Below are 12,393 nucleotides of genomic sequence, written 5' to 3' on the forward strand. Positions count from 1 at the left end.
AACGACTGGCACTAACCGACCGAAATCAGTGGCACAAATCGAACCGAAATATCCAAGTATATCCGTCTCCTTTATAACCAGCTGTTAATAATGAAAAATTATGGTCATGAACTAACCCGTATGAAAATAGTTGATTTTGTGAATTTCTAACACTTACATTATTTGAAAGAACTGGCCAAAAGGTCATTCTAACATAATAATCATCACAATCGTATAATATAAAACTTTGTTCAGAGTAAGTATTTGTCGATTGAAAATTTAAAATATTATTCGTTAATTCCATATTAAGAAAGTCTAGGAAAAAATTATCATTATTCGCAAGGAGTGCTAAATATTTAACACAATCCAAAATTGATTCCTCTTTACCAAATTTTATTATTTTATTTAAACTTTCAATAAATTCATTGAATGAAATCGATGCGTCATTATTATTAACAAATGTATAGGCCATATCAATTAATTTTATTCATTTTTTTTAAATTATCCAATGCTTTTTTTGCAGCGTGTTGGATCTCTTTGTGGGGATCATTTTCCATTAATTTCAATATTGCTATTCCTTTTGGAAAATCTAACTTAAAAATTGACCTTAATGCTTCCCAACGTATAAAATGAGAATCGCTTTTAGTAAAACCTATTAAAATGTCTAACGATTTTTTATTCCCTATTTGTCCTAATATTTTAATACTGGTATCAATTCTTCCTTTATTAACATCTAACAAGGCTATTCTGTTAGGCATTAAAGTTTCAGAATCATATTCCCAGCAATAACTTAAAGCATTCTCCTTTTTTACCAAAGCTAGGACAATAAAAGGCTTAGTTTTGTCAAGTTTAATGATTTCTTTAAATTTTTCGATATAAATTGTTTTATTTTTAATAATGAAACCGTTATGAAGAAATTCTAATTTCGCATTTTTATTAAAACAATTTGGTTCTTCGACTAAATTCTGGTGGTAAATGGTGTATTTGAAATTTTCAATATTTAATAATGGGCAATAAAAAATATCATTTGCATATGAGTATAGAACTTTACCCTCAAAATTAATATCCTTAGGTTCATTAAAAATAAAACTTAACTCAAAGTGCTCATTACTAAATAATACAATTTTGTTTGACAAAGATTTAGCGGGTATATAGTACCTATTTTTATCAATGTTAAGCAATTCAGTGTTAAGCAATTCTATTAATGAAAACTGTTTACCAAAAGAATCAAATTCTAATTTAATTGCTTCAACTTCAACTAATAGATTTATCTTTTCTTCAAAATCATTTATTAAATCTGAATTAAATTTATTCTGTTCACGAAACTTCATATAATGTAATAATTAAAAAAAGAGACCTATATAAGTCTCTTTTAATTGAATTCAGGAAAAATCTACGTTAGTATATCAGCAATATAGGTAGCTGTTTGCACTGCCTTGTCAGCAAGATAAACTCCCAAACATGCTGGCCCACCAGTAAAAGATTCGTCACTGAAATTTGAATTAATTGGATTTTCCAAATCAGGTAATAAGTTTAAAAAATTCATAATATTTATTTAAAAGTTTCTAAAATAAATAAATAAAAAATGAATCTACCAAATAATTAGTTCCTAATTTGTTAAAAATAAAACAATTATAAAAATCACCATCTGCGCAACTGGTTTAATGCTTCTTTTTCCATTAATTCCTCTTGTGGCACTACCTTCATAAATGATGGGTGTTGCTCAATAGCATATTCTATTTTTTCAACAATTTGATCGATGGTTTCGTTATCGTAATCAATCTCCAAGGCCGGTTTAATCTCCATAGATTGAAGAATGTTTTTCTTCTTAACACGTAATCCTTTTTTGTCAAAGGAGCGTCTAAAGCCATCGATAACAATAGGAATTACGATTGGTTTGTGGTATTTTATAATATGAGCAGTGCCTTTTCTAATGGGTTTAAATGGCGTGGTAGTACCTTGTGGAAAGGTGATGACCCAACCGTCGTCTAAAGCTTTTTTAATGTTTGAAATATCGCTCATTTTAACTTGGCGCTGCACTTCTTTACCTTCGGCGCGCCAAGTTCTGTCGATACTTATAGATCCGGCATAAGCCATTATTTTTGGCAGTAATCCAGCTTTCATGGTTTCTCTCGCCGCTACATAATATACATTGAGTTTGGGATTCCATAGATAACCAATGTTTTTAATATTGTCGTCTCTACCGCTTAAACTAGCATTAAACACATGAAACATAGCCACCACATCGGCAAAATAAGTTTGATGGTTAGAAATAAATAGCACATTTGTATCTGGTAAATTTCGAAGAATTTCAGAGCCTTCTATTTGCAATTCATTAAAACCACGATAGCGCCTATGGGTTAAAGCGCCCATGATTCTAATTAACCACAATTTCAAAAACAAGTAATGACCAAAAGGGTTTTTCTTAAACAATCCCATTATCTACGATTAATTGCGAACTACAAAAATAATAAAAGTGCGTTGTTAAAGTACCTTGTTGAGCAACTCTTTAATTTCACTGAGCATCATAGCCGTGGCTCCCCAAACAATATTACCATTTAAATTATAGGCAGGCACTTCAACTTCAATATTATAAGAAGTCTTCACTATGGTTGTACTTATCATTTTTTCATTTAAAAAATCTTTTAATGATACTTCTACAATCGCATCAACTTCGGATTCTTGCTTAATGAATATCGGCGTATTTAATAAGGTTCCAAAATATGGAAACACGGTAAAATTACTTGGTGGTATGTATAACTCGGTAAGTTGTTTAATATTTATAATGTTGTTTTTAGGAATGCCTATTTCTTCCTCAGTTTCTCTTAAAGCTGTGTCCATCAAGGTGACATCTGATTTTTCAACTTTGCCACCTGGAAAAGCAAATTGCGCCGAATGAACGCCTTTATAAGACTTTCGTTTTATTAAAACTATATACGTTTCGTTGTTAATATTAGGATAAAACAAGGCCATGACTGCCGCCTTTTTAGAATTTTTTATAACTTGCTCATTCATTTTTAAAAGCGCTTGCCGATAAGGTGGCGACATTTTAAATTGTGCCGTTTCACCTGGTAAAGGCAAATGCTCTAAATGAACAATTTTATCTAAAAACAATCCAAAATTCATTGATGAAATTTATATTTCAAATAGTAATACTTCTATTTTTATTAAGCTGTGAAGATAGAAAAACTTCAAAAGAAATTAATAATAAGCCTGCAATAGATTCAGTAAAAGTTGAAAACACTGTTACCAAACCTGTAACTAAAAAGAAAAAACCAACTTTTAAAAGACTTACAGAAGCCAATGCAATGGAGTTTTTTATGGAGTTTGATACGGATAACCCTGATGATAAAGTTAGAATATTCACAAAATTCGGAACAATAGATATTCAATTATTTGAACAAGCTAACTTTCACCGTGCCAATTTTATTTTTTTAACCAAACAGAAATACTTCGACAATACCTTGTTTCATCGTGTGGTTCATAATTTTATCATTCAAGGTGGCAACACCGATAATCCTGAGGTTGGAAGAAAACGCGGAAGGATAGGAAAATACTTGATTCCGAAAGATACCAGACATGGTTTTAAACACCACCGTGGGATGGTTTCGGTACCGAGTTCGGAAATTGAAAACCCACATAAATTAGCATCTCCTTATGAATTTTTTATTGTCCAAGCAGAAAAAGGCGCCTATCATCTAGATGGCGATTACACTATTTTCGGACAGGTAACCAATGGTATAGATGTTGTGGACGAGATCGCAAAACAAGAAACCGATCAAGCCGAATGGCCGCTGATAAATGTGGTGATTGATTCGGTGAGGATTATTGATTAACCCGATACAAGGTAGGCAAGCTTATTTTAAAAACAACAGCAGTTAGCCTCACAACAATAACTACCAAACCAGAAATTAAAAATACCAAATTGTTTTCAATAACATCCAATGCACTCAATCCAAAATAAACCAACCCACCAACTATACATGCGGTTGCATAAATTTCCTTTCGGAAAATTACTGGAATTTCATTACATAAAATATCGCGAAGTACGCCACCGAAACAGGCCGACATCGTACCTAAGGCAATACAAATTAAGGGATGTAATCCAACGGCGAGACCTTTCTCAACTCCAATTACTGTATATAAACCAATTCCTATAGTATCGAATAAAAACAAAGACTTACGCAGCTTGTCTAATTTATAACGAAAGATGACTGCGAATAAAGTTGACCCGGCAATAACATACAAAAACGTCATATCTAACATCCAGAAAACTGGGGTTTTTCCTATTAACACATCTCGTAAAGTACCACCACCAACAGCAGTTACAAAGGCAATTATAAAAACGCCAAAAGGGTCTAACTTTTTATTTAAAGCCACCAAAACTCCCGAAATAGCAAAAGCAATGGTTCCTAAAATATCTATAATTTGGAAAAACATGAGTAAGCTTTAAGTTAAAAAATTACGTTGACAAAATGGCTTTTGCGACCTACATATTTTGCGTGTAATAATTATAATCCTTTAATACGGTGTTGATAAATTCCTTATCGAACATATCCGATTCAATTTGTAAAGTGTTACAGATTTTAGTTCTTAATAAAGTGAGCATTTTAAAATCATTATCACGTCTTGCAATCAAAAATGCTTCCTTTATTATACGTACGTCCTTATCGTTAAGTATTGTTACATTAGAAAACACAGGTTGATAATCATCCTTTACCTCTTCTAGAATGGTGCTGGATATTTTTTCTTTGTTCTTAACACTTATAACAACAGTTCCTGCAGCGGCATCGCCAACACGCTGTTTTTTATCGGATAGCAAAATGCTCATCACCCCAATAGAGGCAAAAAACAACCAAATATCCACCAAACGCAACATCCATCTAACCAGTAAATTATACCATTCGGTTGGTGCACCATCTAAACGTACAACTTTAATGCGCATAATCATTTTACCGATGGTTTGACCGCCAAAGGCTATGTTACATATAAGCGAATAAAAAAATGCAGGCAACAAAAACAATCCTAAAAATCCTTGTCTGGTCCAATTATCAGCATCAAAAATTCTGGAGAATTCTACCAAATTTTCCATGATGGTGATGTAGGTGATTAAAATAACGCCATCTATTAAAAATGCCACGAAGCGTTCGCCTAAACCTATAAGTTTATAATTAAGATTTACATTTTGTGCGGTGTTAATTGCTAAATTGCCCATTGCAATGTATATTCGTTTAAATTTTTAGATTCTATGCGCGAAGCATCTTTCGTGAAGCAAAATAAGGAAAAATGGCTGGTATTTGAAAAGGCATTACACAATAATGTGAAAATAAATCCAGACGACCTTGCTTCCTACTATATTCAGCTCACAAACGACTTATCATTTGCTCAAACCTACTATCCAGAAAGTAAGACATTGCTGTATTTAAACTCGCTGGCTTCACAGGCACATCAAAAAATATATATCACCAAAAAAGAATCTAAAAATAAAATTATTAGTTTTTGGAAATATGAATTCCCATTGTTTTTTCAACAATACCACAAAACCCTGCTAAATACCTTTTTAATTTTCATGGCAGCAGTTTTAATTGGCGTGATTTCAACCTTAAACGACGACTCCTTCGTGAGACTCATTTTAGGCGATGCCTACGTTAATTTAACCATTGAAAATATTGAAAAGGGCGAGCCTATGGCCATTTATAAAAATGGCAGTAACATCGGTACGTTTTTAGGAATCACTATCAACAATATCAGGGTTGCTATTTTGGCCTTCGCATTTGGAGTGATTTTTAGTATTGGCACTATCTACATTTTGTTTAGTAATGGCGTTATGTTGGGTGCATTCATCACATTTTTTTACAACTATGGTTTACTTGAAAAAACGTCCACCATCTGGCTTCATGGTACCATCGAAATATCAGTGATTGTTATTGCTGGATGTGCAGGTTTGGTAATGGGGAACAGTTTTTTATTCCCAAAAACCTATTCCAGGCGTGTTTCATTTACCAAAGGTGCAAAAGACGGTCTTAAAATAGTAGTGAGTACCATTCCTTTTTTTATAATCGCTGGATTTATCGAAGGATTTATAACAAGGTATGGCGAACAGATGCCGAGTTTTATTTCTTATGGAATTATATTTTTATCGCTTTTTATCATTGTATATTATTATATTGCATATCCAATTATTTTGAACAAAATAGCCAATCCTCTAAATCAAAAAAATAAAATAAGTGAACAAAACTTACATAGAACTTCGATTGCGTAGCAGCTTTGGAGACATCATAAATAACTATTTTCTTTTTTTAAAATATAATTTCAAAACCTATATAAACTTATATTTAAGGTACAACGCTATTAGTATAATTTTTACGTTGATTGCTTCTTATTTGTTAGTAACTGGCTTTATGGGTTTGGCAAGTCGGGATTTTAGATTTGGCATGGATAGTAATATTGATACTAATGTCTATTTAATCGCAGGTGCTGTGGTTTTGGTGTTAATGATTTTTATTACATCACTCATAAATTACAGTTTTTCAAGTGCCTATATTTCTGAATATGTTGCGAAACAAGGTGACATTGCTTCCAGATCTATATGGACAAACATTAAAAAAAATCTGGGTAACATAATCATTTTACTTTTGATTGGTGTTGGGATTTATTTAGTCTATATATTAATTTCTTTAGTAGTTGCTTTTATTCCATTACTGGGTCTTTTTATTCAATACGGACTTAATTTCACCTTAGCAGCCATCTTCGGACTTGCATTTATAGCAATTTTCTTTAACAACAGATCTGCGGGAAGTGCAATTGCAGAAGCTTGGGATTTCACCTTTTCAAATTTTTGGAACGTGATTCTCTACGGTTTGGTAATTGGTATATTAAACTTAATGATTACGGCACTCATTAGTACAATTCCTGGATTTATTATAGGTATATACTTATTTTTTTCAATTGAAAGCGATGTAGATTTTTACACAAGCACTTTGGCCAGTATTATTTTCACCTTAAGCTTTGCTATGTTTATTTTGAGCTTTATTTTTTCGCAGGCCTTATCTCAATTGGCATACGGAATTTTATACTGCAACCTATACGAAAAGAAATACAACGTTTATTTAAAGGAAAAAATAGAACAAATAGGCTTGAATGAATCATAAGAAAGTTATTTACTTGGTTTCCATTACAATATTCGCGAGCTACGTTACACCTGTAGTTGCTCGGCAAGATATCGCAACCGATTCTTCGCACATTGTAGTAACACCTTTTAAAGAAGCCATCAAAGACAGATATACTGGAAATGATTTTAATTACGACATCAATGATACAGGCGGCATTAATTTGTTGCATCAATTGTTGAGTAGATTTTTTAATTGGCTATCAGATATCTTTGGAATACAAATAGATTTTATAGATTATAAAATTCTTGAAATTAGTATATATGGGTTGCTAGCCGTTGGAGCCTTGTATTTATTGGTACGGTTTTTAATAGAAAATCCGATTAGTAAAGTTTTTAAAAACGAAGAAACCGCCATCGAAGGCTTTAGTTTCATTGAAGAAAATATCACCGAAATTGATTTTGAAAAACTCATAGCGCAAGCTGTTCAAAGCGGTAATTATCGATTGGCAACGCGATACCTCTATCTTAAATCCCTAAAAGTTCTAGCAAAAAACAAGGTGATTGACTGGCATTACGACAAGACCAACAGCGATTATTTAAATGAAATTAAAAACGACAATGCCAAGCAACTATTTAAGCGTGCCTCATATGTTTACGATTATATATGGTACGGTGAATTTCCTGTAGATGAACAATTGTATCAAAAAAATATGAGCAATTTTATCCACCTTCAAAATTTGAAAAACAATGGATAAAACTTCAAAAATTGCGCTTTACGCCATCAGTTTTGTGCTGCTGCTTATGATTATTGCAGAAGTTACCAAGCCCAAGGCGCTTAATTGGCGAGACTCGTATTCGGCGTCCGATAAAATTCCTTTAGGCTGTTATGTGTTGTTTAATGAACTTGAATCCTATTCGGGATTTAAGGTAGAAAGCTCAACCGAAAGTTTATTTCAATATCTTAAAAAACTGGATTCCACCCAAATCTACAACTTGGTACTAATCAACAATTATATCACTTTAGACGAACAATCATCCGATGCTATTTTAAAATTTGTTGACAAAGGGAATTCTGTATTCTTTAGTGCCAATGGCATATATGGCGCATTCATTGATAGTCTGAATATTGAATTTAATCGCGGATATAGTAAATTTTATAAAGAGCCAACCGTTCAAAAATTCACAAATCCGCAACTAAAAAATAATGAAGCCTTATTTGAAGATGTGGTTGAAAATAACTTTTTAACCTCTATCGATACGTTGAATACTTTGGTTCTAGGAACCTTTGAATTTGCCGACGATTTGCTGGTTGAAAATATTAAAGAAAATGCCGAATTAAAAAATGGTAATAATTTCGAGGATGATGAATTTGAAGATGATGACAAAGAACCTTTCTACGATGAAGTTTATTACGATGATTTTGATTACACAAAAAACAAAATCAACTTTATAAAAGTACCTATTGGTAGCAACGGTGGCCAATTGTTCTTGCAGACCAATCCATTCGCATTTACCAATTACCATATGCTCAATGATAAAGATAACTATGTAGCCGCCGTGTTATCTTATTTACCAAAACAACCAATTATCTGGGATAATTATTACAAAAGTGGTCGGCTTGTGATAACAAGTCCTTTGCGATTTGTATTATCCAACCCCGAATTAAAATGGGCATTTTACCTCAGTCTAAGTTCGTTGTTTTTATTTGTACTGTTTCGTGGCAAAAGAACGCAGCGCATTATTCCTGTGGTAGAACCCTTAAAAAATGCCACCGTAGCATTTACGCAAACGATTGGCGATTTATACTATCAAAATGGTAATTTTACCAATATCATATCAAAGAAAATAACCTTCTTTTTAGAATTTGTGAGAACTAGATATTATTTAGAAACAGCAACTTTAAATGAACAATTTATTGATAAGCTGGCTCTTAAATCGAGTAATTCAAAAGAAGATACCAAGGCCACCATTGATTATATAACCTATCTTAAATCTAAATCGGTACATATCGAACAAGAACTGATTGAACTCAATAAAAAAATAGAAACATTTACCAAAAACAAGATATAATGGAATTACAAAATCCAGATGCTTCTCCAGAAGAAACAATCCCAAACACCACCGAGCCGAATGAGGTTAGCAGCAACGATATCGCTTTTGAAAGCAGAATAGATTTATCACCGCTGCAAGAAGCCATTGAAGCCATAAAAAAGGAAGTGGCAAAACTGATAGTTGGACAAAATGAAATGGTAGAATTACTGATTATTTCAATTTTAACCAACGGACATTCTTTAATTGAAGGTGTTCCAGGAGTTGCAAAAACCATTAGCGCTAAACTATTGGCGAAAACTATGGACATCGATTTTAGCCGAATTCAATTTACCCCGGATTTAATGCCGAGTGATATTTTGGGTACTTCCATCTTCAACGTTAAATCCAACGAGTTTGAATACAAAAAAGGACCTATTTTTTCGAATTTAATCTTAATAGATGAGATTAACCGAGCCCCTGCAAAAACCCAAGCTGCTTTATTTGAAGTAATGGCAGAGCGACAAATTACTATGGATGGCACTGAGTACAAAATGACACCACCATTTTTGGTATTCGCTACACAAAACCCCATAGAACAAGAAGGAACCTACCGATTACCAGAAGCGCAATTAGATCGTTTCTTGTTTAAAATAAATGTAGATTATCCAAATTTAGAAGATGAAATTCAAATTCTTGTTGAAAATCACGAACGTCAAAATCAATTTGATTTTAACAGTGTAAAACCGATTTTAAATGCATCACAGATCATTGCTTTTCAAGAATTGGTGAAACAAGTTTTAGTCGAGTCGAATTTGCTAAGTTACATTGCAGCTATCGTGCATAACACACGTACCAACGCCAATCTATACTTAGGCGCATCTCCACGCGCTTCTCTTGCGATTTTGAATGCCGCAAAAGCCAATGCCGCCATAAATGGTAGAGACTTTGTAACGCCCGATGATATCAAGCGTTGCACCAAAGCCATTTTAAAACACCGCTTGGTACTCACGCCCGAAAGAGAAATGGAAGCCTTTACAGTAGATAAAGTTGTGGATCAAATTTTAGAAACTATTGAAATTCCGCGTTAGTGAAACAAATACTTAAAAACACTTATTTAGATTCGCGCTTCTTTTTTATAATGGCGTGTTTTGTAGCGGGCTACATACTTTCCTATATTTTTCCAGGATTGTATATTATAGTTAGTATGCTGTTTGTAGTGTTTTTAGGCTTACTCCTTTTTGATTTTGTAATACTATTCAGAAAAAACGGTATTGAATCAAGCAGAAACTTACCAGAAAAGTTAAGCAATGGCGACGATAACCCGATTAATATTTCACTTAAGAATGATTACAATTTTAAGGTAAAATTAAATGTAATAGACGAATTGCCATTTCAGTACCAAAAGCGAGATTTCCATATTAAAACCGAATTGGTTTCAGGTGAAAAGAAAAAAATTCATTACACCTTAAGACCTTTACAGCGTGGCGAATACTTATTTGGAAATTTAAATGTTTACACAACCACACCTATCAAGTTCATCAGCAGAAGATTTCAATTTGGAAATGAAGCAATGGTGCCCAACTATCCGTCGTTTTTGCAATTGCGAAAATATATGTTGCTCGCCTTTTCGAATAAAATATTTGAACACGGTTTGAAAAAAATCAGACGTATAGGTCATACCATGGAGTTTGAACAAATCAAAGAATACGTCATTGGTGATGATATAAGAAATATCAACTGGAAAGCCACAGCCAAACGCAGTCAGCTAATGGTAAACCAGTATCAAGACGAAAAATCGCAGCCTATTTACAGTGTGATCGATACTGGTCGCGTGATGAAAATGCCATTTGAAGGCCTGAGTCTTTTGGATTACGCTATAAATGCCACCTTGGTAATTAGTAATGTAGCTTTAAAAAAGCAAGATAAAGCAGGTATGTTTACCTTTAGCCGAAAGGTTGAGAATAAGGTTTTTGCGGAACGCAGACCATCGCAAATGAATAAAATCTTAGAAACACTTTACAATATCAATACTGACTTTGTAGAATCGGATTTTTCAAGATTGTATATCGATATCAAACGAAGTATTTCGCAACGCAGTCTGTTATTGCTATATACTAATTTTGAAACTTTAGACGCACTTTACCGGCAATTACCTTATTTACAAGCCATTGCCAAAAACCATTTGTTAGTTGTTATATTTTTCGAAAATACGGAGCTTCAAAAACTAACAAAAAAAGAAGCAGACAACACAAGAGAAATATTCGAAAAAACCATTGCTGAAAAGTTTATCTACGAAAAAAAGTTAATCGTCAACGAATTACTAAAACACGGTATTCAATCCATTCTTACCACACCCGAAAATCTTACGGTGAATACCATTAATAAATATCTTGAAATAAAGGCTCGTGGACTTTTGTAAACCTTAAAATTCCACCTTACAAATACCAAACTACAATTCAGCTTTCAATATTTACATTTCGGTAGCTTTAATTATTTAAAAAAATTAAAATCCACAATATTTGCTTCATATTAATCATCTAAAAACAAATATTATGAAACTTATTACAACTCTTACAGCTTTATTATTACTTACTTTTTCTGGAATAGCTCAAGAAGAACAAAACAAACTAACTATTACGGTTACCGTTGAAAATGCAAAAAACGACAATGGTAAAATACTGATTGATTTGCACACCCAAGAAACTTTTTTGAAAGGAAAAGGAATAGAGAGTTTGGAAAGCAAAGTTGAAAACGGCAAAGCAACCTTTACCTTTAAAAATGTAACCCCTGGAGAATATGCTTTATTAGTGTTACACGATGAAAACGAAAACTATACAATGGATTTCGAAACCAATGGCATGCCTAAAGAATCCTACGGAACGTCCAACAACCCTATGAGTTTTGGTCCGCCGCAATTTAATGAAGCAAAATTTTCGGTTGCTGATGAATCGTTAAATTTAACCATACGCTTTTAACTTATAAATTGTCTTTAATTAGACTATTCTAAAGATAAAGCCACTGGGTAGTTAAATTTAAAAGAGGCTAATTCAACGTGGAATTAGCCTCTTTCTTATTGTAATTTTTCTTTTTCTGTCTTATACGCTTTCGCCTAACCAAGCTTTAAACATCCAAACCGTTTTTTCTTGTTCGGTGATTAAATCGCTCATCATAGCGTTGGTGCCTTCGTCATTCAGTTCATCTGATTTATGCAAAATTGCCCGTTCAATATTTAGCAATTCGGTTAATGAATCAACCACTAATTTCACCGATTT

General features: G+C 33.0%; 16 protein-coding genes. 8 read left to right on the top strand and 8 right to left on the bottom strand.

Annotated elements, in window-relative coordinates; translation table 11 throughout:
• Window positions 1-25 precede the first annotated feature (25 nt).
• The 5 genes from V7Z48_RS12650 to V7Z48_RS12670 form a co-directional block, all read right to left on the bottom strand.
• Complete coding sequence (locus V7Z48_RS12650) at window positions 26-451, bottom strand: hypothetical protein (RefSeq protein WP_334113932.1); 426 nt, start codon at window positions 449-451, stop codon at window positions 26-28.
• Between the two features lies 1 nt (window position 452).
• Complete coding sequence (locus tag V7Z48_RS12655) at window positions 453-1,310, bottom strand: HEAT repeat domain-containing protein (RefSeq protein WP_334113933.1); 858 nt, start codon at window positions 1,308-1,310, stop codon at window positions 453-455.
• A gap of 62 nt (window positions 1,311-1,372) precedes the next feature.
• Window positions 1,373-1,525, bottom strand: a complete 153-nt coding sequence (locus tag V7Z48_RS12660) for a hypothetical protein (protein ID WP_334113934.1) — start codon at window positions 1,523-1,525, stop codon at window positions 1,373-1,375.
• Window positions 1,526-1,620: 95 nt separating this feature from the next.
• Window positions 1,621-2,418 (bottom strand): lysophospholipid acyltransferase family protein, encoded by a 798-nt coding sequence (locus V7Z48_RS12665; protein ID WP_334113936.1) that lies wholly within the window; start codon window positions 2,416-2,418, stop codon window positions 1,621-1,623.
• 45 nt (window positions 2,419-2,463) lie between these two features.
• Complete coding sequence (locus V7Z48_RS12670; protein ID WP_334113938.1) at window positions 2,464-3,105, bottom strand: NUDIX hydrolase; 642 nt, start codon at window positions 3,103-3,105, stop codon at window positions 2,464-2,466.
• A gap of 2 nt (window positions 3,106-3,107) precedes the next feature.
• Here V7Z48_RS12670 and V7Z48_RS12675 point away from each other — a divergent pair, with 2 nt between their 5' ends.
• A complete protein-coding gene (locus V7Z48_RS12675) occupies window positions 3,108-3,815 on the top strand; it encodes a peptidylprolyl isomerase (protein ID WP_334113939.1) in 708 nt (235 codons plus the stop codon).
• Here the strand turns inward: V7Z48_RS12675 and V7Z48_RS12680 are convergent.
• Both V7Z48_RS12680 and V7Z48_RS12685 read right to left on the bottom strand, forming a co-directional pair.
• Window positions 3,805-4,419 (bottom strand): trimeric intracellular cation channel family protein, encoded by a 615-nt coding sequence (locus tag V7Z48_RS12680; RefSeq protein ID WP_334113940.1) that lies wholly within the window; start codon window positions 4,417-4,419, stop codon window positions 3,805-3,807. The two genes, V7Z48_RS12675 and V7Z48_RS12680, sit on opposite strands and share 11 nt — an antisense overlap.
• A 49-nt stretch (window positions 4,420-4,468) precedes the next feature.
• Entirely contained in the window at window positions 4,469-5,194 is a 726-nt protein-coding gene (locus V7Z48_RS12685) for an RDD family protein (RefSeq protein ID WP_334113943.1), read from the bottom strand.
• Window positions 5,195-5,227: 33 nt separating this feature from the next.
• Between V7Z48_RS12685 and V7Z48_RS12690 the strand changes: the two genes are divergently transcribed.
• From V7Z48_RS12690 to V7Z48_RS12720, 7 genes are all read left to right on the top strand, one after another.
• Window positions 5,228-6,241 (top strand): stage II sporulation protein M, encoded by a 1,014-nt coding sequence (locus tag V7Z48_RS12690; protein ID WP_334113945.1) that lies wholly within the window; start codon window positions 5,228-5,230, stop codon window positions 6,239-6,241.
• On the top strand, window positions 6,207-7,130 hold the full coding sequence (locus V7Z48_RS12695) for a hypothetical protein (protein WP_334113947.1): 924 nt from the start codon (window positions 6,207-6,209) through the stop codon (window positions 7,128-7,130). Before V7Z48_RS12690 ends, V7Z48_RS12695 begins: the two co-directional genes overlap by 35 nt.
• Entirely contained in the window at window positions 7,120-7,845 is a 726-nt protein-coding gene (locus V7Z48_RS12700) for a hypothetical protein (RefSeq protein WP_334113949.1), read from the top strand. The genes V7Z48_RS12695 and V7Z48_RS12700 overlap by 11 nt, the downstream gene beginning before the upstream one ends.
• The gene (locus tag V7Z48_RS12705; protein WP_334113950.1) at window positions 7,838-9,160 is read left to right on the top strand and encodes a DUF4350 domain-containing protein; all 1,323 of its coding nucleotides are present in this window, start codon (window positions 7,838-7,840) and stop codon (window positions 9,158-9,160) included. The genes V7Z48_RS12700 and V7Z48_RS12705 overlap by 8 nt, the downstream gene beginning before the upstream one ends.
• Window positions 9,160-10,209 (top strand): AAA family ATPase, encoded by a 1,050-nt coding sequence (locus V7Z48_RS12710; RefSeq protein WP_334113951.1) that lies wholly within the window; start codon window positions 9,160-9,162, stop codon window positions 10,207-10,209. The genes V7Z48_RS12705 and V7Z48_RS12710 overlap by 1 nt, the downstream gene beginning before the upstream one ends.
• On the top strand, window positions 10,209-11,540 hold the full coding sequence (locus V7Z48_RS12715) for a DUF58 domain-containing protein (protein WP_428850321.1): 1,332 nt from the start codon (window positions 10,209-10,211) through the stop codon (window positions 11,538-11,540). The genes V7Z48_RS12710 and V7Z48_RS12715 overlap by 1 nt, the downstream gene beginning before the upstream one ends.
• A gap of 133 nt (window positions 11,541-11,673) precedes the next feature.
• Window positions 11,674-12,096: a DUF2141 domain-containing protein gene (locus V7Z48_RS12720; RefSeq protein ID WP_334113953.1), complete on the top strand. Its 423-nt coding sequence runs from the start codon at window positions 11,674-11,676 to the stop codon at window positions 12,094-12,096.
• Window positions 12,097-12,216: 120 nt separating this feature from the next.
• Here V7Z48_RS12720 and V7Z48_RS12725 read toward each other — a convergent pair.
• Window positions 12,217-12,393, bottom strand: a 177-nt coding sequence (locus V7Z48_RS12725; protein WP_334113955.1) for a ferritin-like domain-containing protein, incomplete at its 5' end; no start/stop codon positions are given.

This window comes from Paucihalobacter sp. (genome assembly GCF_036825875.1).
Taxonomy (GTDB): domain Bacteria; phylum Bacteroidota; class Bacteroidia; order Flavobacteriales; family Flavobacteriaceae; genus Paucihalobacter.